Source organism: Ruegeria arenilitoris (assembly GCF_013035425.1).
Lineage (GTDB): Bacteria > Pseudomonadota > Alphaproteobacteria > Rhodobacterales > Rhodobacteraceae > Ruegeria > Ruegeria arenilitoris_A.
Genome location: NZ_WQHX01000005.1, coordinates 240,930 through 261,784 on the forward strand (window position 1 = coordinate 240,930; position 20,855 = coordinate 261,784).

The following is a 20,855-nucleotide window of genomic DNA, read 5'->3' on the forward strand; positions in this document are numbered from 1 at the left end:
GTTGTTTCATTGAACAAAACGCCAAGCATTGAGGCCGAAGGACGGGTTAAGAATGTTTCCAACTTGACGTATTTTCGTCAATTCGACCCTGAGGTGCACAGCAACATGTTACACTGGCTAACAAATTTCGCAAAATGCATTCATTTTTAGATATGTTAGCGGCGCTACTGGAGGGGAAATAAAGTCGAAATTTCAGGTCAAGAATGTCGTTCGGAGTCCTGCTGTGATGTATCGTCTACTTGGCGTTTTGGAACTTGAAGCGCTCTTTCCTTCACTCTCTGGCACAGCCTGTATCTGTTTATCGGGCGGGGCTGATCGCGCATAGCCGGTTCAAAGAAACTCGCATCTTTCCAAAGCTATCAAACTGCTGTATGGGCCATCCATCTGAGACGTTGTGCCCTGACCCCGGCACTCGAACGGAAGATAAAATGGGGTCGGCGGCAATGGGGCCGCCACGCAAACGGGAGACCCGCAGGGGCGGGAGTGCTCTCATCTAGGATACGCATATGTTTGATGTAACAAAGAAATCGATTCAGTGGGGCGAAGAAACGCTGACACTGGAAACCGGTAAGGTTGCCCGCCAAGCCGACGGCAGCGTGATCGCCACGCTGGGCGAAACCAGCGTCATGGCGAACGTGACTTTCGCAAAAGAACAAAAAGCAGGTCAGGATTTTTTCCCGCTGACCGTTCATTATCAGGAAAAATACTATGCCGCGGGCAAGGTTCCGGGCGGTTTTTTCAAGCGTGAAGCGCGCCCGACCGAAAAAGAGACACTGACGGCGCGTCTGATCGACCGTCCAATCCGTCCGCTTTTCGTAGACGGTTTCAAGAACGAAGTTCTGGTCATGTGCACCGTGCTTAGCCACGATTTGGTGAATGATCCCGACATTGTTGCGATGATCGCGGCATCGGCTGCCCTGACCATCTCCGGTGCGCCGTTCATGGGCCCGATTGCTGGCGCTCGTGTCGGTTTCGTTGACGGAGAATACGTTCTGAATCCAACGGTTGACGACATGCAGGATCTGCGCCTGAATCCGGAACAGCGTCTGGACCTGGTTGTTGCCGGCACCAAGAACGCCGTGATGATGGTAGAGTCCGAAGCGTACGAACTGTCCGAAGCAGAGATGTTGGGTGCAGTTACCTTTGCGCATGAACAGATCCAGCCAGTAATCGACCTGATCATTGATCTGGCCGAAGAGGCTGCAAAAGAGCCGTTTGACTTCCAGGCGCCGGACTACTCCGAACTGTTCGCGGCCGTTCAGTCCGCAGGTGAGCAGCAGATGCGCGCGGCGTTCGCAATCACCGACAAGCAAGAGCGTACTGCCGCAGTTGCAGCGGCTCGCGAAGCTATCAAAGAGGCTCTGACCGAAGAACAGCTGGAAGACGCAAATCTTGGGTCTGCAATGAAGAAGCTGGAAGCGGGCATTCTGCGCGGCGACGTTGTGAAAGGCGGAAAGCGTATCGACGGTCGCTCGACCACTGATGTTCGTGCAATCGAAGTCGAAACCTCATTGTTGCCGCGGACTCATGGTTCCGCACTTTTTACCCGCGGTGAAACTCAGGCGCTGGCTGTCACCACGCTTGGTACAGGCGATGACGAACAATTCATCGATGCGCTGCATGGCAACTTCAAGTCCAACTTCCTGCTGCATTACAACTTCCCTCCATATTCGGTTGGTGAAGCTGGTCGCGTTGGACCTCCGGGACGTCGTGAAATCGGCCACGGCAAGCTTGCGTGGCGTGCACTGCAGGCGGTTCTGCCTGCTCCTACTGACTTCCCTTATACCGTTCGCGTGGTGTCAGAGATCACGGAATCCAATGGCTCATCCTCGATGGCTTCTGTTTGCGGCGGTTCGCTATCGATGATGGACGCAGGTGTTCCGCTAAAGGCTCCGGTCGCCGGCGTCGCGATGGGTCTGATCCTGGAAGACGATGGCTCTTACGCGGTTTTGACAGACATTCTGGGTGACGAAGACCATCTGGGCGATATGGACTTCAAAGTTGCTGGTACAGAAAACGGCATCACGTCGCTGCAGATGGACATCAAAGTGGCTGGCATCACGCCTGAGATCATGGAGACAGCTCTGTCGCAGGCTAAAGAAGGCCGGATGCATATTCTAGGAGAGATGGGCAAGGCCCTTTCCGAGACCAACGAATTTTCGGTCCACGCCCCGCGCATCGAGACCATGAACATCCCGACAGACAAGATCCGTGAAGTGATCGGGTCGGGCGGTAAGGTTATCCGCGAGATCGTGGAAACTTCGGGTGCCAAAGTCGATATCAACGATGACGGTGTGATCAAGATTGCGTCTCCGGACGGTGAATCGATCAAGAAGGCTTACGAAATGATCCACTCGATCGTGGCTGAGCCGGAAGAGGGTCAGATTTACACCGGCAAAGTCGTCAAAATCGTCGACTTCGGTGCCTTCGTTAACTTCTTTGGTAAGCGCGACGGTCTGGTGCATGTGTCCCAGATCGAAAACCGCCGCCTAAACCATCCGTCGGATGTTTTGAAGGAAGGTCAGGAAGTAAAAGTCAAGCTTCTGGGCTTTGATGATCGCGGTAAGGTGCGACTGTCAATGAAGGTTGTCGATCAGGAAACCGGCGAAGAGGTCGTTCCCGAAAAGAAAGAAAAGAAAGAAGAAAGCGCAGAGTAATTTGCCCCGCTTTCAACTAACAAAGGCCCCGGCGCAATGTCGGGGCCTTCCTTTATGTTACAATGCCGTCGAGCCCACAGGGAGAGATGGATATGACGGATACAGATCGGATCGATGACCTTGCGCTGAGATATTTGCAGGCCATCGAAAGCGGCGATCTTTCCAAGATGCTGAGCTTATTCGCCGACGATGCAACAGCAACTTCGCCGATATCCGGAATGCAGGCTGCTCGGGATTTTTATTCCAACGTGATGCAGATCACGAGCAACCGGTCCACAGTTCACAAGAATACCTTTGCGGACACTGCGGGCGCCCCTCAGATGGCGGTGCATTTCGACTACACGCGAACCATCCGCAACGGGCACCCCGAAACCATCGAATGCGTCGACCTGTTTGAACTTACTGATGACCACAGCAGCTTTAAGTCGGTCAAAATCATCTACGACACTGCACCAGTCTTGGTAGATTTTGGCGAAGCTTGACGATCCGTTTTTAGTGGGCGACCCCTGACGGGCCATGTTTCAGCACATGCCATTGTCCGTAGCTGTCGTTAAGGTCCAACTTAATGGCCGCATCCGCCTTGGTCGACGCACTGCCAACTTCGGCAATTGTAAATTCGATGCCGCCCGGGATATCGATGCGCACTCGGTGTTCACCTCCACCGTGCGGTGCTTGAATCGGTCGCCCCGTCGACTTCAGCACGTCATCAATAGATATTTCGGCCGTACGGCCTTCGATATCGATATTGAAGTCAATGGGTAAAAAAAGAGTTTCGTGGATGGTCTTGCACATCGCCCGGAATACAAACCAATGAGTAGCCATTTCTTCGGTTTCCTCACCATGAAAGACCTTTTCAAGCGCACCGCGCTGAGCCTCGGTCGCCTTTGGATCAATAATTACCTGCATTTCTCCGCCGCCTTCAAAAATCGGGCCGGGCCAGGCATATATCAGTGCAGCCTTCGCGCCGCTGAGATCCGTGTCGCCAAAATGTCCTTTTGCGACTTCAAGCACCTCGAAGCCACGGCAATGTCCGTTCGTTGGCAACTCTTCAAACTGACATGGGCAGGCATAACCACAATTGCAGTTACCAAAACTATTTCCTTCAATGTACCAGTCTGTAATTGGCATGGCTTTCTCCTGTAAAGCACGGTCGAAATCCCGATGTTTGACAGTCGCGGCCTGTATAAATGTCTGCCGATTGCACCTTAGCACGGTTTGACATGCAGTTCGAACTATATCCGCTGCACCAAAGAATACGATACATCAGGCGAAAATGTGGATTGAGTCTTTAAGCAACGTTAGCCTTACTTGACTGCGCAACGGTTTCGGGACCGAGAAACCCATGAAAACAGCCCCGGTTCGCCAAATTCCGCGCGTTCCATTTTGGATAGAAACACGCGGATGTTTTATCGAAAAAAGCCGCGCTTATCAGGTCGGCGCCTTGGTCTTGCGTAGGTAAGGGAAAATGGTTTCGAACTCGCCGAATTTCTCCTTCGCCTCATCATTAGACACGGCAGGTGGAATGATTACATCCTCACCGGGCACCCAGTTCGCCGGTGTAGCAACGCCTTTCGAGCTCATCTGTAGGCCGTCCAAAGCACGCAAAATCTCAGCGAAGTTTCGGCCCACGGTCATAGGATAAGTCATCGACAACTTCAATTGCTTGTCGGGCCCGATGATAAAGACAGAACGCACAGTGGCGCTGTCAGCAGGGGTGCGGCCATCGGGCAGGTAGGCTTCGGCAGGCAGCATGTCGAAAGCCTTTGAAACTGCCAGGCCATCATCTGCAATAATCGGAAAGCCTGGATTGGCGTTGCCATAGGCTTCTATATCTTTCTTCCATTTTTTGTGGTCCTCGACACCGTCAACAGACACACCAATTACTTTGGTGTTACGCGCGGCCCACTCATCGTTCAGCTGCGCGACCGCCGAAAATTCGGTGGTGCAGACAGGCGTAAAATCCTTGGGGTGCGAAAATAGAATAGCCCAGCTGTCACCGATCCAGTCGTGAAACTGAATGGTGCCCTGATCTGTTTCAGCGGTAAAATTTGGGACGGTGTCGTTGATGCGCAAACCCATGGTGCATCTCCTTTCCTGCAAAAATCCGAGTCGGATGGCGTAAACCTAAACACTTTGTCCAGAGGTTAAAGCGTCCATAAGGATTTTCTGGGCGTATTTCGCCAAAAATCTCCAAAATAATTTGATCAAATTATGCACTTGCCCAACCCTATGGCCGATGACAAAGTGACCCGGAAACTGGCCATGAGGCCAAATGTTCAGGAGGACGCGCCATGATCGAAAGACGCAATTTTTACATCGATGGCATGTGGGTTGCCCCGTCGGAAGCAAACGATTTTCACGTGATTAATCCTTCTAACGAGGAGCCATGCGCCACAATATCCTTAGGCTCTCAGGCTGATACAGATGCAGCCGTCGCTGCGGCCAAGGCCGCCCTGACCGGATGGATGGCCACCCCGGCCTCGGATCGAATTGCTTTAGTTGAAAAGCTGGTCGACATTTACCAGTCCCGAACTGAAGATTTGGCGCAGGCAATGTCGCTTGAGATGGGGGCGCCGATTGACATGGCTCGCACGCAGCAAGCGGGAGCGGGTACATGGCACCTTAAGAACTTTATTCGCGCCGCCAAAGAATTTGAATTTGAGCGTCCATTGGGCAATCACGCCCCTAATGACCGGATCATTTACGAGGCCGTCGGCGTGGCCGCCCTGATAACGCCATGGAATTGGCCAATGAATCAAATCACGCTTAAGGTCGGCGCAGCGGCGATTTCGGGGTGCACAATGGTGCTGAAGCCATCCGAACAAAGCCCTTTGAATGCAATGATTTTTGCCGATATGATGGACGAAGCAGGTTTCCCTCCAGGCGTATTCAATCTGGTCAACGGCGATGGCGCGGGCGTAGGCTCGCAGCTGTCGGCGCATCCAGACGTGGACATGGTCAGCTTTACCGGCTCAACCCGTGCAGGAACTGCAATTTCCAAGAACGCGGCAGATACGCTGAAAAAAGTGCATTTGGAACTAGGTGGTAAAGGCGCAAACGTGGTATTCGCCGACGCCGATGAAAAGGCAATCAAGCGTGGCGTTCTGCACATGATGAACAACACGGGTCAAAGCTGTAATGCGCCCAGTCGAATGCTGGTCCAGCGTCCGGTTTATGATCAAGCGGTCGAAACCGCCGCCGAAGTGGCCAACAAGGTCACCGTGGGCAGCGCCGCGGAAGAGGGTCGGCATATCGGACCCGTAGTTAACGAGGTCCAATGGAACAAAATTCAGGACCTGATCCAGAAGGGTATTGATGAAGGCGCGCGCCTTGTCGCGGGCGGCACGGGACGACCAGAAGGCTTGAATAAGGGCTACTATGTGCGACCCACTGTCTTTGCCGACGCCAACAATCAGATGACCATCGCGCGCGAGGAAATTTTCGGCCCCGTTCTTACAATGATCCCTTTCGAAACTGAAGAGGAGGCTATCGAAATAGCCAATGATACACCCTACGGCCTGACGAACTATGTCCAGACACAGGACGGCGCACGCGCAAACCGTATGGCGCGGGCGTTGCGGTCAGGGATGGTAGAGATGAACGGCCAATTGCGCAGTGCTGGTTCACCTTTTGGAGGTATGAAACAGTCGGGCAATGGGCGCGAAGGTGGCGTCTGGGGCCTGGAAGACTTTTTGGAAGTCAAAGCTGTGGGCGGCTGGGCAGCAGAGTAGCTTTTGAACACAGGGATCGGGCGAGGCATTTTTGATGCCTCGCCTTATCTCAGATTGGCCGTACCAACAACTGAGGCTTTCCGTCTGAAGTGCGCCGGTGGGACCGACCGTCCCAACCGATACTCCCGGTTACGCGCTGTCGTAGTGACGAAAAACTGTCAAACCGAACCACATCGACTGGTTGGTCGAATTGTAGAGTTATTCTGCGACTGCTTCCGTCGCCAAGCATGGTAATGCCGCGAATTTCAGCCGTGAACGGTTGCCCCAAGTACTGACCTTCAACCCGATCACCTACACCAAATTGCATTCGGTTTTCGACCTTTGCAACCAACGTATTCCAGTCGCGTGCACCGTGTTGATGGGCTAGCATCTCCAGCGCCGCGCTATGTGAGAGAGAGACCCCGGCGCTTCGCAATTTCTCTCGCAAGCGTTTGGCCTGTGTCTTGAGCTCCTCAATCTGAGGAGCCGTCTTGGATGACGTCATCATCTGCCTCTTTTCCTATAGAGGGCACGAAATCAGGACGGGGCTCACATTACCATCCGCGTGCCGTGAAAAGACAACAGATGTTCAGCTTGTCGGGTTTCACCAAAGCCATAGGCCGTGAGCGGCAGGGGACCCGAACCTGCTGCCCCATTTGGCATTGGATCGCCTTACTGTCAATCAGGCATCGGCCTGCGCGGCTTCATATGCCAACATCGCCCGCTTTACGGGCAAGCCCCAGTGATAGCCCCCCAATCCACCCGATTTGCGCAACGCACGGTGACAAGGGATCAGCCAACTGACCGGATTTCGTCCAACAGCTGTGCCCACCGCGCGTACCGCCTGTGGTGATCCAACGCGCTGTGCGATCTCGGAATAGGTGGTCACCTGACCAGAGGGAATGTGCATCAAAGCCTCCCAAACCTTAATCTGCAGTGGTGAGCCGATCAGATAGAGCGGTGTCGGTTCAAGCCGGTCGCTGGCCGCACCGAATGCGCTTAACACCCAAGGGCGCAGGCGCATCGGGTCCTCGACAAAGTCGGCCAATGGCCAACGGGACAGCATATCAGCCATCGCGTCTTCTTCTCCAGTTTCAGCGCCAAAAGCTATGCCGCAGATTCCTTTGTCAGTGCCCATAACCAAAGCAGGTCCAAACGGACTATCGAACCAACCCCAATAAATGGACAGGCCCGCGCCGTTTCTGGCGTATTCGCCGGGGCTCATGGATTCCCATTTTAAAAACAAATCGTGCAAACGCCCACTACCGGACAGGCCGACGTTGTGAGCGGTTTCCAGTGTGGTGAAACGTTCGCGCAATAACGCTTTGGCGTGACCAAGGGTTAAATATTGCTGATATCGCTTGGGCGAAACACCCGTCCAGCGCGAAAACAGCCGTTGGAAATGAGCTGGGCTCATGTCCATTTCGTTGGCCAGCTCTTCCAGGCTCAGTGTCTCGCCACCTTGATCGATTAAATCAATCGCGCGTCGCATTACGTTATAGTGATAGCCGCTTTCGGGGTTCTGGACGTTCATGGGCCTTACCTTTCTGACTGGGTAAAACATAGCCTGTCGGCTCTATGTTCGCGACCCGGAAGTTGCGCAAACCTTAATGCTTGTATCAACCCTTCAGGGACGTCATTAATGCCCGAATGACCAAGCAACTCGGATATCATCGGATCCGCGAGATCTTTGAGCGTTTTCACGACGCCGACCCTGAACCTAAGGGTGAGTTGGATCACGTAAACGTCTACACTCTTGTTGTTGCGGTGGCGTTGTCGGCGCAGGCAACTGACGCCGGTGTGAACAAGGCCACTCGGGGACTTTTCCAAATTGTCGATACACCACAAAAAATGTTGGACCTGGGCGAAGAAGGTTTGATTGAACATATCAAAACCGTCGGTTTGTTTCGACAAAAGGCCAAGAATGTCATCAAGCTCAGCCGCATTTTGGTCGAAGACTATGGCGGCGAAGTCCCGAACTCTCGCGCAGCGCTGCAATCTTTACCCGGCGTTGGCCGGAAGACTGCCAATGTAGTGTTGAACATGTGGTGGCGATATCCGGCTCAAGCTGTGGACACCCACATCTTTCGCGTCGGCAATCGGACCGGAATCTGCCCGGGTAAGACAGTCGAAGCAGTCGAGCGCGCAATCGAGGACAATATACCGACCGATTTCCAGCTACATGCACATCATTGGCTGATCCTGCATGGCCGCTATCACTGCAAAGCTCGAAAACCACAATGCCAAACGTGCATCATCCGTGATCTTTGCGATTTTGAGGATAAAACCTTATGAAAACTTACCAGCTTGTCGGCATTGGAAATGCCGTTGTTGACGTGATTTCCCAGGCCGATGACAACTTCCTGGAACTCATGGGAATTGAAAAAGGCATCATGCAACTGATCGAACGTGATCGGGGCGAGGTGTTGTACGCAGCAATGGAAAGCCGCGTACAAACACCGGGTGGCTCGGTTGCGAATACAATTGCCGGTGCTGGCGCGTTGGGGCTGGATGCGGCTTTTATCGGACGCGTACATGATGACGCCTTAGGTCGGTTCTATGCCCGAGCAATGAACGAGGATGGCGTCGATTTTGTTAATCCACCTGTTCCGGGTGGGGAGCTTCCGACCTCTCGTTCGATGATTTTTGTTTCGCCGGATGGCGAGAGGTCAATGAACACTTACCTGGGAATTTCGTCCGAGCTTTCTTCGGCAGATGTCTCGGTCGAGGTCGCAGGCAATAGCCAGATCATGTTCCTTGAAGGGTACTTGTTCGATAAGGAAAAGGGTAAGGCGGCCTTTCTTGAGGCAGCCCGCGATTGCCATAAAGGTGGCGGCAAGACCGGGATTGCTATTTCCGACCCGTTTTGCGTGGAACGCCACCGTGTAGATTTTTTGTTGTTGATCGAGAACGAACTGGATTTTGTCATAGGTAACGAGGCCGAGATCAAATCGCTCTTCGAAACCGAAAACTTGGAAGAGGCCTTAGTTAAAACCGCGCAGATATGCCCGCTTGTCGTCTGTACCCGCTCGGGCGATGGTGTAACTGTTCTGAACGAAGGCAAGCGAGTTGATGTGCCCGTTGAAAAGATCGTGCCAGTTGACGCGACAGGTGCAGGTGATCAGTTTGCGGCGGGCTTCCTGTTCGGAATGGCGACCGGCCGCGATTACGAAACCTGCGCACGAATTGGCAATGTCTGCGCCCGTGAAGTCATCAGCCATATCGGCCCGCGACCCGAGGCAAACATGCTGGAACTTTTGCGAGCCGAGGAGTTGCTCTAAGCTGGACCTTCGCAGACCGGTAAGTGTATTTTGCTCACCGTTTCTGGCGGTGCCTGCGCTGAATTATTTACTGAGTTTTTCGGTTGTGGTTTCGCGCATTGCTACACAACCTATCGGCAGCGCTACAGCAGTAATAGCTCAGGCATGAAGCAAGTGGACACATTGGCAAGGCTAAATGTGTTGCACTCGTCTTGTGATATCCGGAAAATGCTTGGGCAAAATTATCTGAGATGCGTATCAAATTCAGCTATAACCTGCCTGTAAACGTCTCGTTTGAAAGGCACGATTTCTTCAATCAACCGTTCAGGGTCCTGCCACTTCCAGCTGGTGAACTCTGGGTGTTCAGTTTCGATTTCGATCTGCGTATCTCGGCCCAAGAAACGCAAAAGGAACCATTTTTGCTCCTGCCCACGAAAACGCCCCTTCCAGATTTTTGGAACTATATCATGCGGCAAATCATAGGGCAGCCAACCGTCTGTCTCGGCGATGATCTCAACCAGATCCGAAGTCACACCGGTTTCTTCCCACAACTCTCGCAAGGCTGCTTCACGTGGGTCTTCTCCCTTGTCCACGCCGCCCTGAGGCATTTGCCAGGCGTCTTTGTGGCGATCATTTCGCTGGCCGACAAAAATCTTGCGGTCGGCATTCATCATCATCAGTCCCACGCAGGGACGATACGGAAGTTTGGCGATTTCATCCCGTGTCATGCGCGGCCTCATCTTGTGTTTGTCCAACGTCTAACAAGCGACAGAACCGCAGCAAAGGGGGTGACGTCAGGTTTCGCGTGACACCAGCGCCGGACAGGGCGATTGTCCGGTCTGAATCAGGGAGAGTTTCGCCATGACTGCGTACCCAAATATGTTGGCCCCGCTGGATCTGGGATTTACCACATTAAAGAACAGGGTTCTTATGGGCTCGATGCATACTGGGCTGGAGGAAACCGGCGACTGGAACCGGGTCGCGGAATTTTATGCCTCACGCGCTCGTGGCGGTGTTGCGTTGATGGTGACCGGAGGGATCGGCCCAAATTTGGAAGGATCAGTGCTGCCAGGTGCGGCAATGATGACAACCGAAAAGGATGTTATCAATCACGCCATTGTAACGGATCGGGTACATCAGGCGGGCGGTAAGATCGCCATGCAAATTCTGCATGCCGGGCGATATGCCTACGGACCAAAATGCGTGGCGCCCAGCCCGGTTAAATCTCCAATCTCTCCGTTTCCGCCAAACGAATTGGACGAAGACGGTATCGAAAAACAGATCAGCGACATCGTGAACGCGGCCGTTCTGGCGCAGCAAGCGGGCTATGATGGGGTCGAAATAATGGGGTCCGAGGGGTATTTCCTCAACCAATTCATTGTGACGCATACCAACAAACGCACTGACCGTTGGGGCGGCTCTTACGAGAACCGGATGCGTTTGCCGATTGAAGTCGTGCGTCGCACCCGAAAGGCCGTAGGCACCGACTTCATCATAATATACCGCTTGTCGATGATAGACCTGGTACCAAACGGCTCGACCCATGACGAAGTGGTGCAATTGGCGCAAGAGGTCGAAAAGGCCGGGGCTACGATCATCAATACTGGGATCGGTTGGCATGAGGCGAGAATACCCACAATCGCCACCAGCGTACCGCGTGCGGCGTTCGCATGGGTGACAAAAAAGCTGATGGGCAAGGTATCGATTCCAGTAATCACTTCAAACCGTATCAACACACCCGAGGTTGCAGAAGAAGTCTTGGCGACCGGTTGTGCCGACATGGTGTCTTTGGCGCGGCCCATGCTTGCAGATGCTGACTTTGTGACAAAGGCGATGACGGGCCAAGCAGCCAAAATCGCGCCTTGTATAGCGTGCAATCAAGCTTGCCTGGATCACACGTTCAGCGGAAAACTGACGTCTTGTCTGGTCAATCCACTTGCCTGTCATGAAACGGAACTGGTTATCGGGGCGGCTGACGCCAAAAAGAATATTGCCGTTGTAGGGGCGGGACCAGCTGGACTTTCCACAGCGATGACAGCCGCTCAACGGGGGCACAACGTGACACTCTTTGATCGGGCCGCGGAAATTGGTGGTCAGCTGAATTTGGCCAAACAGATTCCGGGGAAAGAAGAGTTCTGGGGCCTAGTGGACTGGTATCGAACTATGATTGCCGATCTTGGGATAAAGGTCGAATTGAATCGTGTAGTAAACGCAGGTGACCTGACCAGTTTCGACGAGGTAATCATTGCGACGGGCGTCATCCCGCGTGACCCGAAGATTCCCGGGCAGGAGCACGAGAGTGTCCTTAGCTATATAGACGTTTTACGCGAAAAAGCCCCGGTTGGTGACACGGTCGCTGTAATAGGCGCAGGCGGTATTGGGTTCGATGTGTCCGAGTTCCTGCTGGATGACGGTCACAGCCCAACCACCGACCTGCCGCTTTGGATGAAAGAATGGGGTGTCACTGATCCCGCGGAACATCGTTCAGGACTAGCTCCTGAAGGGCCTCAACCCGAAGCACCCGCGAGGCAAGTAACTTTACTGCAACGTAAGAAGCAGGCCCACGGCAAAGGTCTGGGAAAGACAACCGGCTGGATTCACCGAACGGCACTGAAAATGAAAAACGTGAATTTTGTCGGTGGTGTGAACTATGAACGTATCGACGATGATGGTTTGCATGTCAGTTTTGGTGAAGAACGCACAGACCCGACGTTAATCGCTGCGGATACTATTGTTCTATGCGCAGGCCAAGTCTCGGACCGTACTCTTGCAGATGAACTAATCGAATTGGGCATTACACCGCACATCATTGGCGGAGCTGACGTCGCCGCTGAGCTGGATGCAAAGAGGGCAATCAATCAAGGTACGCGGCTGGCTGCGACGCTGTGATCCGGCGGCAGGGTTTTCTGTGCTTTCCTTAATACTGATGAAAATCGCAGGCTCGTGCTCTGATTGGGGTCCATCGAAGTGATGATTTCACGCCTACGGCGCAGCGCGTTGCCGACTAAGCTCTCTTCGCGGCCATTGCCCCTAGAAACGAGGTAGTTTGGGCGGCAATCACTATTTCACGCGGCGGCTTGCATGCTGTCGTGACTGCCTTGTGATTTGCCTAACCCTCAAAGTGTAACAGCCATTGATCGGCATGAGCAATCATTCGACGTTTATTGTTATCACATCCGAAACGACTGGCGGAGAATGCGGCACATGTCCTGCGTCGCCCAATACCAGTTGCAAGGTGTGCACCCCAGAAGGAAGATCAAGCGTCACCTGAGTTTGCCCGCCACCAAAGTGCATATGATTGTCGTCCGAGGGCAGTCCATACGCCAGTTCATCCGCACCGTCTTCACCCTGCCCAAGAGGTGGGCGATCCACAAGAAGATGGTGATGACCCGTGTTTTCGGCTTCGGTTCCCGCTGGTGCAACACCCATACCACTGAGACCAAAGACCACAGTTACTGGTGATTGAACGGTATCACCGTCGGACAAATTGACGAAATAGACCTTCGCATCCGGGTTGGACGGTGTTTCGCCGCCAGCCCATCCAATTAGAGGCGACAGGATCAGTGCGAATGACAAAGTTATTGTTTTCATCTTCTTCTCCTCGGTCACAAAAAAGCCACTCTCATACTAGCACGATTATACGAACTGCTTGAATTCTTCAGATATTATGCGAGGCGAGGAGTTATCGGCCTGCCACTTTCGCCGTTTCCTAAGCGCAAACGATCCTTTTCAAAACCCTGATATTATCCCATGTCTGCCAAGTTCTCGCCCAGATTGATCGCAATATTGGGACAACGAACAGAACACTTGGGGAACGAGAATGGACCGACTAACCGAAATGGAGGCATTTTCCAATGTAGTGGACCAAGGTGGTTTCACCGACGCTGCTAAGAAAATGGGAATCTCCAAATCGGCTGTATCCAAGCACGTATCGAGCCTTGAAGCGAGATTGGGTGCCCGGTTGCTGAACAGGACTACACGTCGTGTTTCACCAACCGAAATCGGATTGGCCTATTATGACCGCGCGCGGCGCGTACTGAATGACGCCGGTGAGGCGGACGCGCTTGTTACCTCAATGCAGTCTGATCCGTCAGGGCTACTGCGCATCAGTGTGGCAACAGATTTCGGTGTGAACCACTTGTCGCCGGTGCTGTCCGAGTTCCTTTCTGCCTATCCCGACATTACTGTGAACATGGTGTTGAACAACCGCTATGTTGAACTGATTTCTGAAGGATTCGATGTCGCGGTACGTATTGGCGAGTTGGAAGACAGCACATTACGCGCCCGTAAATTAACTGAAACAGTTAAGCGTATGGTCGCTGCTCCGAAATATATCGAGGATTTCGGACATCCACAGAAGATCGACGACCTGAATGAACACAAACTTCTGCATTACTCCAGCCAATCCTCGGGCAATGTCTGGAAATTGACAGCTCCCTCAGGTGAAAAGCGTCAGGTACGTACCGCTGGTTGGTTGAGCGTAAACGACGGTCAATCGCTTTTGAATGCCGCGATCTCGGGGCTTGGGATCGCGTATCTGCCCAGCTATTTATATGCAGATGCCCTGAAAACTGGCGAAGTTGTGGATGCGATGCCGTCACTGCCGGACGAGGTGCAAGGTATATTTGCGGTGTATCCTCCTGGCCGTTTCACACAACCGAAAGTGCGTGCGTTTATCGATTTTCTCGTCGATTCCTTTTCAGAAAAAGGACCGATGGACTGGTAAAATTCTCCCTACGGCAACTTCCAACCCGCGCTTCACGGCGCGGGTTTTTTTTAATCTCCGAGAATGGACATTCCCATTCCCCGCGCAACAGACCGCAAACTCTGAGTCAGAACCCTTTGACCCGGCAAAGGACTTTCGGTACTGCGTGTAAGCATTGCAATATCACGATTGGCGTTGGTAACTTTTAAAGGTCGCAAGCGAACTTCATCACGGTAAATTCCCTGCCGACGTGCGTAGAGATCAGGAAGCACTGCAACGCCAATTCCCGAGGCGGCCATAAGGACAATGGAGTCTAGGGTAGTGCCTTCGTATTCATCAGAAACGACACCTCCGCACTCTGCCGCCAAGGCGAAAACGATGCGCGATAGTCGGTGGCTTTGGTCTAGAGTCAGGAAAATTCTATTTTGCAAATCCTCTGCACCCACGCCTTGAAGGTCCCGTGCCAACGGATCATCCACTGCAGTCGCTATCCAAAGAGGTTCGTTAAAAAGGCGTTCCTGAACAGTGTTGGGATGGTCTTCAGGGGTCGAGATAATGAGGTCAAACCTCCCCGACTTTAATCCATGTTCAAGGTCGCGTGTGTTTTCCTCGCGAACCACGACACGTAATCCGGGACGAGCATGATGTACTTCCTTGATAACTTGGGGCAGTAAATACGGTCCGATCGACGGTAAAACACCCAGGCGCAAACGCCCACCGACAGGAGCGTCGCTGACCATTGCATGCCTTAGATCTTGAACGTCGACCAGAATTTTCTGCGCGCGTTCTATGAAATCCTCACCCTTGGCTGTGGTTTGAACACCGCCACGGCTGCGTTCAAAAATCCGGATACCCAGCTCTTGTTCGACGGTGGCAATTTGGGCCGAAAGGCTGGGCTGGCTGACGTTTAAAACTTCAGCCGCCTGACTGAACCGGCCAAGGCGACTGACCGTCACAATATATTCCAGTTGACGAAGTGTTGGGCGCATTTCATAGTTTCAAACTAATTAAAAGTTAATAAGATAATATTTTGCTAATTGAAATTCGCAAGGCATCTAGCGTCAACCAATGTTAGGAGCCGCAAATGCCAGGTGTAATAGACACGCTTTCCAGCAATCTACTGGTGCCAACCATACTGTTTTTTGCTCTGGGTTTGCTTGCTGCTTTCGCCCGCAGCGATTTGTCGATACCGACAGGCGCAGCCAAGTTTATGTCACTTTATCTGCTGTTGGCCATAGGTTTCAAAGGCGGTAGCAGTCTTGCTGAACATGGTATCCATTGGGATTTATTCCTTACGCTATTGGGTGGTGTTGCCCTGTCGTTTGCCATTCCTTTTGTTGCATTCGGATTGCTAAGAATAATGACTCGATTGGACGCGCTGAACGCAGCCGCAGTGGCAGGCCACTATGGATCTATCTCGATCGTGACATTTGTAACTGCCGTTAGCCTTCTTGATCTGGTCGGGTTACGTTACGACGGTTTCATGGTCGCTGTGGCTGCTGCGATGGAGGTGCCAGCAATCCTTTCGGCTCTGTGGCTCGCGCACAAGTCAAGTAACAGTGGCCTCCGCGATGCAGGACTTTGGCGTGATTTGCTGGCCAATGGATCCATTGTTCTTTTAACAGGGTCATTTCTGATTGGCGCGATCACCGGTGGCAAGGGAATGCAAATGATTGCGCCTTTCATCGTTACGCCATTCACTGGCATATTGTGCCTGTTCCTGCTGGACATGGGGCTTTCTGCGGGACGCAGCCTGATCCGCAACCGCGATAAGTTATCGATCGGTCTTTTCGCCTTTGGTTTGGTCATGCCCTTATTAGGCGCATTCATGGCATGGGCCGTAGGCGCGTTGATCGGATTGCCTCAAGGAAGTCTGTTTCTTTTCATGGTTCTCTCTGCATCAGCATCCTATATAGCGGTGCCCGCAGCCATGAAGATTGCCTTGCCCAAGGCAGAGGCAGGAATTTATTTGACCCTCTCTTTGGGTGTTTCTTTCCCCTTCAATATAACGATCGGATTGCCGCTGTACCTATGGTGGGTAACCTAGCAGGTCATCCGTCAAAAGGTTTCGACCCAGGGCCTGATCGTAACCTCATTGCTCCATGCTGAACGGTGTTGTCGGACCAGGTTCATATATTCCTGCGCAATAGCGTCTGGATGCAATAGACTGCCTTGATCGTCGCTATTCCCATGGACATCCGGATTTCGAATGGTTCCGTCAACATTGACCCAAGCGACATGTATTCCTTTGGGGTGCAATTCTCTGGCCATGGATTGCGCCAAGCCACGTTGAGCAAATTTTCCCATCGCGAAAGGAGCTGAAAGAGGATACCCCTTCACCCCAGCGGAAGCACCAGTGAACAGGATCGTCCCGCGTCTGTCATCCTGCGCTTCTTGCATCAGCATACGCCGCGCGGCCGCTTGCCCTATTAAGAAAGCGCCATACGCCGTCACTTCGACAGATTTTCGCACGTCTTCCGGGTCAAAATCCGTGATAGGCCCACGAACACGGGCCGATGGGTTGTAACAGGCTATCCGCAAGTTCCCAGGCAGATCAGCAATCAATGAAGCCATGCCAGCTGCGTCAGTTCCATCCAAGCTGTGCAACTCCGCTCCGGTTTCCGCAGAAAGATCTTTTAGGTCCGAGACATCGCGTGCCGTTAGATGCAAACTGTACCCCGCTTTTGACAATGCGCGTGCGAACGATGCGGATAGCCCGGCTCCTGCACCCACGATCAAGGCCTGAGATAGCTCGTTCATGTTCGACATGTTTTCTTCCTGAGGCTGAAATTAGGTTCTTTCATCTCGCTATACGGGCAATTCAGTTGACCAGCAATACTGCTTCAACTCTCCGGTTTGTATACCGCCCTTCGGACGTAGAATTCGATGTTATAGGTGAAAGGTATCCAACGCCTTCGGCCTGAATACGGTCTGCCGCGACACCATGTGTTTCTATTAATCGGTTTCTTACCGCCTGCGCCCGTTTGGTGCTGACAGCTACGTTTGCCTGAAGATCACCTGTATCGTCCGTGTGCCCAACCAAAGCCAGCTTAACTCTGGGATTTTCATTCAAAAACGCTGCAAGCAGACGCAAGGAAGAAAAAGGACCATCGCCCAGCGCAACCTCGCCCGTTGAAAAATGCAGATCGTCCAGGATTACGTGCCCGTCGCGCTGCAGAACCTGTAATATCCCAAGCGTTCCATCCACGGCTTCTTCGATCACAAGCGGCGGCGGGCTAGAGGCCTCGACCGGCGCGACGCGAATTAGCTGAACGAACCCATCCGGAGGATTTCGGCTAACCAACAAGCTCAGCACGTCGCTTCCACGGGTAGCAGATAGAAATCGGAAATCATGGATGGCAACGTACATGTCTGGTGTGGGCACCACCTCGGTGCCAAACCGAAAATCAAATCCACCACAATTGCGAGAGTCACACTCGAAAATAATATCAAATCCCTGCGCCGCCAGTTGGTCGCGCAGAGGGGACAATATTTGCAGCGTTGTGCTAGAGCCTGATTGCACCCTCCATGTCGTCCGCTCGACCCGTCCTTCCACTGTGCGCGCAGGCACTATTCCATTGGCGAAAGCCCCGGTTGGAAGGTCGTAGCTGTCCAAAGGACTGATCCTTTCGCTGATCTGACGAGCGGAAGTCGGCATCGCCAGATCCTGCGCATTGGCATTTGTGGCCAAGAGGATTGCAAGGAAACTCAGTACTCGGATCATCGATGTTGCGCGTGGTACTCAGGGTTCGGGGTCATACCCGTTGCGCTTGCCACGCGATTGGTCATATTAAAAAAGCCTGCAACATTTGCAATGTCCCAAATATCTCGGTCGGTAAAGCCCGAGTCGCGTAAATTCTGGCGATCACCTTCTTCGATTTCGGCGCTGCTCATTGTCATTTTTGCAGCGAAATCAAGCATGGCACGCTGCCGATCATCCAATACAGCCACCCGGTAATTCATAATCAACATTTCGCCCAACTGTGGGTCGCCCGAGAGCTGTCGCACCGCCGCACCATGAGCAACTAGACAGTAGAAACACTTATTTATCGACGAAACGACCACTGCAATCATTTCACGCTCCAATTTCGACAATCCGCTGTCAGCCAACATCAGGTCGTTGTACATTGCAGTGAACGCATTGAGCTTTTCGATGTCGAACGCGTAAGCCTTAAGCACATTCGGCACCATACCCAGTTTTTCAATACAGATATCAAAATATTTCTGAGTCTCCGGCGGCAGCGGATCGACCATCGGCAAGTTCAGCGCGGTGGCTTTGGTGAGTTCAGTCACGACAGATCAGTCTCCTTTGACGCGGTAATGATACTCTCCCACGATTTGCATTCCGAGGGATTGATAGAGACTATTGGCCCCTAAATTGCTTTTTGTGCAAATCACGCTGAGAGTATCGGCTTTGTTGTCCGATGCCCAAAAGGCAGCGGCGCGCATGGCCCATTGCCCCAAACCTTGACGCCGATGTTGTGGCAGGATTTCAAGCGCGTGAACCATGGCGATACGTTCGTGAACAGCGACAAAACCGGTTCCCGCGGGTTGATCACTCTGGCGCATCAACAAACCTGTCTTTGGGCCTGACACCCGATCCATAACGGCCAACCTCTCCGGGCCAATTCCGCCCTGGGCCCAAATCTCACGCATTATCGCCAGCGGTTCCCAAATCGAAAACACTGTAACGCGGGGAACCGGGGAATCCATCAAATTGTTGATTTTGCATGAATAAATATTGACAGGATCAAGAACGCGGTAACCGCGCTGTTCTAATCTCGCATCCAGCATTTCGTCGCCGGGATGCAAGCAAAAAATAAGCTTCTGTCCCATCGTTAACATCGCATTTTCAGCAGCGTCAATGCCACCTGCCTCAACCTCGCCAACAAGGTTGGCTGCAGACACCCTGGAACCGCCTCCGCGACCTTCGCGCAATTTAAAGGGTCCGACCTTCATGTAGCTTGCCGCGGGCCAAGTGCCATCGACGACGTCGGGCCAGTTAGCGCTCAAAGTTCCAGTTCCTTGGCGAGCCGAGTCATTGCGGCATCGATGCGCCCGCCTTCAGTGCCGCGCACGACGACGTTTGCGCCAAAAACACCTTTGTGTTGAAATGGATAGCACCCGATTGACAGGTCACTGAAATCCTCTGCCAGCAATGACAGCTTTGCGGCAATATCGCCTTCTCCACGCTCAACACGAAGAGTTTGGGACAGCAAAGGTGCCCCCCCTGTCAAAGTGGGTAGCACGCTGGCAACCATAGCCTGAAAAACCGCCGGTATCCCTGCCATCACATGCACGTTGCCCAAGCTGAACCCTGGTGCAGTTGAAACCGGGTTATCGATCAGTTTTGCGCCGTCAGGAATGCGCGCCATGCGCAACCTAGCTGCGTTCAATTCCAACCCGGAATTTTCGTAGTGCGACTGCAACAGGGCGCGAGCGTCATCGCGAATATCAATATCCGCACCCAAAGCGCGAGCAATACAATCAGCAGTAATGTCGTCATGGGTGGGTCCGATTCCACCGCTGGTAAAAACGTTGTCATATACATTGGAAAGGGCCAGAACCGCAGCTTCGATTGCCGGCGCATCATCGCTAACGATCCGAACCTCTTTCAAGTCGATACCCAGCTTGGTTAACTCGCCGGCCAGATAATGCATATTTGCATCACGGGTGCGGCCAGAAAGAATCTCATCCCCGATGACCAACATCGCTGCGGTTGGATTGGTCATTTCGCGCTCTCCCCTTGATCGGACGCTTGCGCAGATATAGGCCTTCGAGCATGCAATTTGAAACCCCCCTTGTTCCCGCCCGCCTGATCCGCCGATACAAACGTTTTTTAGCCGATTGCAGGCTTGAAGACGGGCGCGAAGTTACAGCTCATTGCGCAAATCCCGGTTCGATGATGGGCCTGGCCAATCCCGGTGAAAAAATTTGGCTAGAACCGAACAATGATCCAAAGAAAAAGCTGAAATACGGTTGGCGACTGGTCGATCATGAAAACGGCGACTTTACCGGGGTCGACACATCTGTACCAAACAAGGCCTTGCGAGCGGCGTTGGAAGCAAAAGAAATATCTGAACTCGCCAACTACGAAACTGTTCGGCCCGAAGTCAGGTATGGCGAAAACAGCCGTATCGACTTTCTGCTAAGTGGGCCGGGCCTGCCCGATGCTTATGTCGAAGTCAAAAGCGTAACTCTTTCGCGCCAAACTGGTCTGGCTGAGTTCCCAGATAGCGTTACTGCAAGAGGCACAAAACATTTGGAGGAGCTGGCCGCCATCACAGCCAAAGGTTACCACGCCATTATGCTTTACCTGGTGCAGCGCACCGATTGCGATCGCTTTACGTTGGCGGCGGATATTGACCCGGATTATGCCGCTGCGTTCGGAGCCGCGCGGCAAAAAGGCGTAGAGCGGCTGATATACGGAACGCGGATTTCGCCCAAAGGGATATGGGTGACATCAGCGGATATCCAGATGGTTGGTATCGGAAACGAACCCAGTGGGTAACAGCGAAGAATC

The 20,855-nt window shown here is 52.9% G+C and carries 21 protein-coding genes; 9 read left to right on the top strand and 12 right to left on the bottom strand.

Translation table 11 applies throughout. From position 1 onward, the window contains the following. The first annotated feature begins 506 nt into the window (after positions 1 to 506). Together pnp and GOV45_RS15660 are read left to right on the top strand one after the other, a co-directional pair. On the top strand, positions 507 to 2,657 hold the full coding sequence (gene pnp / locus GOV45_RS15655) for a polyribonucleotide nucleotidyltransferase (protein ID WP_170479484.1): 2,151 nt from the start codon (positions 507 to 509) through the stop codon (positions 2,655 to 2,657). Between the two features lie 92 nt (positions 2,658 to 2,749). Then, a complete protein-coding gene (locus GOV45_RS15660) occupies positions 2,750 to 3,139 on the top strand; it encodes a nuclear transport factor 2 family protein (protein ID WP_170479486.1) in 390 nt (129 codons plus the stop codon). 10 nt (positions 3,140 to 3,149) lie between these two features. Here GOV45_RS15660 and GOV45_RS15665 read toward each other — a convergent pair whose 3' ends face one another. Both GOV45_RS15665 and GOV45_RS15670 read right to left on the bottom strand, forming a co-directional pair. Beyond that, complete coding sequence (locus tag GOV45_RS15665; protein WP_170479487.1) at positions 3,150 to 3,785, bottom strand: DUF1326 domain-containing protein; 636 nt, start codon at positions 3,783 to 3,785, stop codon at positions 3,150 to 3,152. A 300-nt stretch (positions 3,786 to 4,085) separates the two neighbouring features. Then, positions 4,086 to 4,736 (bottom strand): peroxiredoxin, encoded by a 651-nt coding sequence (locus GOV45_RS15670; protein ID WP_170479489.1) that lies wholly within the window; start codon positions 4,734 to 4,736, stop codon positions 4,086 to 4,088. Positions 4,737 to 4,948: 212 nt separating this feature from the next. Here GOV45_RS15670 and GOV45_RS15675 point away from each other — a divergent pair, with 212 nt between their 5' ends. After that, positions 4,949 to 6,388, top strand: coding sequence for an aldehyde dehydrogenase family protein (locus GOV45_RS15675; protein ID WP_170479491.1), 1,440 nt, complete (start codon positions 4,949 to 4,951; stop codon positions 6,386 to 6,388). Between the two features lie 49 nt (positions 6,389 to 6,437). On the opposite strand, the gene GOV45_RS15680 is transcribed toward GOV45_RS15675, so the two are convergent. Further along, positions 6,438 to 6,872, bottom strand: coding sequence for a glyoxalase superfamily protein (locus GOV45_RS15680; protein ID WP_170479493.1), 435 nt, complete (start codon positions 6,870 to 6,872; stop codon positions 6,438 to 6,440). A gap of 177 nt (positions 6,873 to 7,049) precedes the next feature. Next, positions 7,050 to 7,901 (bottom strand): methylated-DNA--[protein]-cysteine S-methyltransferase, encoded by an 852-nt coding sequence (locus GOV45_RS15685; RefSeq protein ID WP_170479495.1) that lies wholly within the window; start codon positions 7,899 to 7,901, stop codon positions 7,050 to 7,052. A gap of 116 nt (positions 7,902 to 8,017) precedes the next feature. Between GOV45_RS15685 and nth the strand changes: the two genes are divergently transcribed. Together nth and GOV45_RS15695 are read left to right on the top strand one after the other, a co-directional pair. Next, positions 8,018 to 8,662 (top strand): endonuclease III, encoded by a 645-nt coding sequence (gene nth / locus GOV45_RS15690; RefSeq protein ID WP_170479497.1) that lies wholly within the window; start codon positions 8,018 to 8,020, stop codon positions 8,660 to 8,662. After that, positions 8,659 to 9,648, top strand: a complete 990-nt coding sequence (locus GOV45_RS15695) for an adenosine kinase (protein ID WP_170479499.1) — start codon at positions 8,659 to 8,661, stop codon at positions 9,646 to 9,648. Before nth ends, GOV45_RS15695 begins: the two co-directional genes overlap by 4 nt. A gap of 221 nt (positions 9,649 to 9,869) precedes the next feature. On the opposite strand, the gene GOV45_RS15700 is transcribed toward GOV45_RS15695, so the two are convergent. Then, on the bottom strand, positions 9,870 to 10,355 hold the full coding sequence (locus GOV45_RS15700) for an RNA pyrophosphohydrolase (RefSeq protein WP_170479501.1): 486 nt from the start codon (positions 10,353 to 10,355) through the stop codon (positions 9,870 to 9,872). A 133-nt stretch (positions 10,356 to 10,488) separates the two neighbouring features. Between GOV45_RS15700 and GOV45_RS15705 the strand changes: the two genes are divergently transcribed. Next, complete coding sequence (locus GOV45_RS15705; protein WP_170479502.1) at positions 10,489 to 12,516, top strand: NADPH-dependent 2,4-dienoyl-CoA reductase; 2,028 nt, start codon at positions 10,489 to 10,491, stop codon at positions 12,514 to 12,516. Positions 12,517 to 12,777: 261 nt separating this feature from the next. On the opposite strand, the gene GOV45_RS15710 is transcribed toward GOV45_RS15705, so the two are convergent. Further along, complete coding sequence (locus GOV45_RS15710; protein ID WP_170479504.1) at positions 12,778 to 13,218, bottom strand: DUF4399 domain-containing protein; 441 nt, start codon at positions 13,216 to 13,218, stop codon at positions 12,778 to 12,780. 229 nt (positions 13,219 to 13,447) lie between these two features. Here GOV45_RS15710 and GOV45_RS15715 point away from each other — a divergent pair, with 229 nt between their 5' ends. Continuing rightward, positions 13,448 to 14,353 (top strand): LysR family transcriptional regulator, encoded by a 906-nt coding sequence (locus GOV45_RS15715; RefSeq protein WP_170479506.1) that lies wholly within the window; start codon positions 13,448 to 13,450, stop codon positions 14,351 to 14,353. Between the two features lie 50 nt (positions 14,354 to 14,403). Here the strand turns inward: GOV45_RS15715 and GOV45_RS15720 are convergent, their stop codons facing one another. Beyond that, the gene (locus GOV45_RS15720; RefSeq protein WP_170479508.1) at positions 14,404 to 15,321 is read right to left on the bottom strand and encodes a hydrogen peroxide-inducible genes activator; all 918 of its coding nucleotides are present in this window, start codon (positions 15,319 to 15,321) and stop codon (positions 14,404 to 14,406) included. A 95-nt stretch (positions 15,322 to 15,416) separates the two neighbouring features. Between GOV45_RS15720 and GOV45_RS15725 the strand changes: the two genes are divergently transcribed. Beyond that, the gene (locus GOV45_RS15725) at positions 15,417 to 16,379 is read left to right on the top strand and encodes a sodium-dependent bicarbonate transport family permease (protein ID WP_170479510.1); all 963 of its coding nucleotides are present in this window, start codon (positions 15,417 to 15,419) and stop codon (positions 16,377 to 16,379) included. 11 nt (positions 16,380 to 16,390) lie between these two features. Here the strand turns inward: GOV45_RS15725 and GOV45_RS15730 are convergent, their stop codons facing one another. From GOV45_RS15730 to GOV45_RS15750, 5 genes are read right to left on the bottom strand one after another with little or no spacing between them, the layout of a single operon-like run. After that, on the bottom strand, positions 16,391 to 17,101 hold the full coding sequence (locus tag GOV45_RS15730) for an SDR family NAD(P)-dependent oxidoreductase (RefSeq protein ID WP_170479512.1): 711 nt from the start codon (positions 17,099 to 17,101) through the stop codon (positions 16,391 to 16,393). A 52-nt stretch (positions 17,102 to 17,153) separates the two neighbouring features. Next, entirely contained in the window at positions 17,154 to 18,056 is a 903-nt protein-coding gene (locus GOV45_RS15735; RefSeq protein WP_170479514.1) for an OmpA family protein, read from the bottom strand. Next, positions 18,053 to 18,625 (bottom strand): peroxidase-related enzyme, encoded by a 573-nt coding sequence (locus tag GOV45_RS15740; RefSeq protein WP_170479516.1) that lies wholly within the window; start codon positions 18,623 to 18,625, stop codon positions 18,053 to 18,055. The genes GOV45_RS15735 and GOV45_RS15740 overlap by 4 nt, the downstream gene beginning before the upstream one ends. Before the next feature lie 6 nt (positions 18,626 to 18,631). Beyond that, complete coding sequence (locus tag GOV45_RS15745; protein WP_437436528.1) at positions 18,632 to 19,291, bottom strand: GNAT family N-acetyltransferase; 660 nt, start codon at positions 19,289 to 19,291, stop codon at positions 18,632 to 18,634. Between the two features lie 50 nt (positions 19,292 to 19,341). Beyond that, positions 19,342 to 20,064, bottom strand: a complete 723-nt coding sequence (locus tag GOV45_RS15750) for a competence/damage-inducible protein A (protein ID WP_170479520.1) — start codon at positions 20,062 to 20,064, stop codon at positions 19,342 to 19,344. Between the two features lie 50 nt (positions 20,065 to 20,114). On the opposite strand from GOV45_RS15750, the gene sfsA reads away from it, so the two are divergent. Next, the gene (sfsA, locus tag GOV45_RS15755) at positions 20,115 to 20,843 is read left to right on the top strand and encodes a DNA/RNA nuclease SfsA (protein ID WP_170479522.1); all 729 of its coding nucleotides are present in this window, start codon (positions 20,115 to 20,117) and stop codon (positions 20,841 to 20,843) included. The last annotated feature ends 12 nt before the right edge of the window (positions 20,844 to 20,855 follow it).

What these genes read in the sequence shown, in the direction of transcription:
- GOV45_RS15720 (WP_170479508.1), bottom strand. Translation starts at nt 15,321, where the DNA reads ATGCGCCCAACACTTCGTCAACTGGAATATATTGTGACGGTCAGTCGC.
- GOV45_RS15680 (WP_170479493.1), bottom strand. Translation starts at nt 6,872, where the DNA reads ATGACGTCATCCAAGACGGCTCCTCAGATTGAGGAGCTCAAGACACAG.
- GOV45_RS15725 (WP_170479510.1), top strand. Translation starts at nt 15,417, where the DNA reads ATGCCAGGTGTAATAGACACGCTTTCCAGCAATCTACTGGTGCCAACC.
- GOV45_RS15665 (WP_170479487.1), bottom strand. Translation starts at nt 3,785, where the DNA reads ATGCCAATTACAGACTGGTACATTGAAGGAAATAGTTTTGGTAACTGC.
- GOV45_RS15705 (WP_170479502.1), top strand. Translation starts at nt 10,489, where the DNA reads ATGACTGCGTACCCAAATATGTTGGCCCCGCTGGATCTGGGATTTACC.
- GOV45_RS15700 (WP_170479501.1), bottom strand. Translation starts at nt 10,355, where the DNA reads ATGACACGGGATGAAATCGCCAAACTTCCGTATCGTCCCTGCGTGGGA.
- GOV45_RS15735 (WP_170479514.1), bottom strand. Translation starts at nt 18,056, where the DNA reads ATGATCCGAGTACTGAGTTTCCTTGCAATCCTCTTGGCCACAAATGCC.
- GOV45_RS15745 (WP_437436528.1), bottom strand. Translation starts at nt 19,291, where the DNA reads ATGAAGGTCGGACCCTTTAAATTGCGCGAAGGTCGCGGAGGCGGTTCC.
- pnp (WP_170479484.1), top strand. Translation starts at nt 507, where the DNA reads ATGTTTGATGTAACAAAGAAATCGATTCAGTGGGGCGAAGAAACGCTG.
- nth (WP_170479497.1), top strand. Translation starts at nt 8,018, where the DNA reads ATGACCAAGCAACTCGGATATCATCGGATCCGCGAGATCTTTGAGCGT.
- GOV45_RS15715 (WP_170479506.1), top strand. Translation starts at nt 13,448, where the DNA reads ATGGACCGACTAACCGAAATGGAGGCATTTTCCAATGTAGTGGACCAA.
- GOV45_RS15685 (WP_170479495.1), bottom strand. Translation starts at nt 7,901, where the DNA reads ATGAACGTCCAGAACCCCGAAAGCGGCTATCACTATAACGTAATGCGA.
- sfsA (WP_170479522.1), top strand. Translation starts at nt 20,115, where the DNA reads ATGCAATTTGAAACCCCCCTTGTTCCCGCCCGCCTGATCCGCCGATAC.
- GOV45_RS15730 (WP_170479512.1), bottom strand. Translation starts at nt 17,101, where the DNA reads ATGTCGAACATGAACGAGCTATCTCAGGCCTTGATCGTGGGTGCAGGA.
- GOV45_RS15750 (WP_170479520.1), bottom strand. Translation starts at nt 20,064, where the DNA reads ATGACCAATCCAACCGCAGCGATGTTGGTCATCGGGGATGAGATTCTT.
- GOV45_RS15695 (WP_170479499.1), top strand. Translation starts at nt 8,659, where the DNA reads ATGAAAACTTACCAGCTTGTCGGCATTGGAAATGCCGTTGTTGACGTG.
- GOV45_RS15710 (WP_170479504.1), bottom strand. Translation starts at nt 13,218, where the DNA reads ATGAAAACAATAACTTTGTCATTCGCACTGATCCTGTCGCCTCTAATT.
- GOV45_RS15670 (WP_170479489.1), bottom strand. Translation starts at nt 4,736, where the DNA reads ATGGGTTTGCGCATCAACGACACCGTCCCAAATTTTACCGCTGAAACA.
- GOV45_RS15675 (WP_170479491.1), top strand. Translation starts at nt 4,949, where the DNA reads ATGATCGAAAGACGCAATTTTTACATCGATGGCATGTGGGTTGCCCCG.
- GOV45_RS15660 (WP_170479486.1), top strand. Translation starts at nt 2,750, where the DNA reads ATGACGGATACAGATCGGATCGATGACCTTGCGCTGAGATATTTGCAG.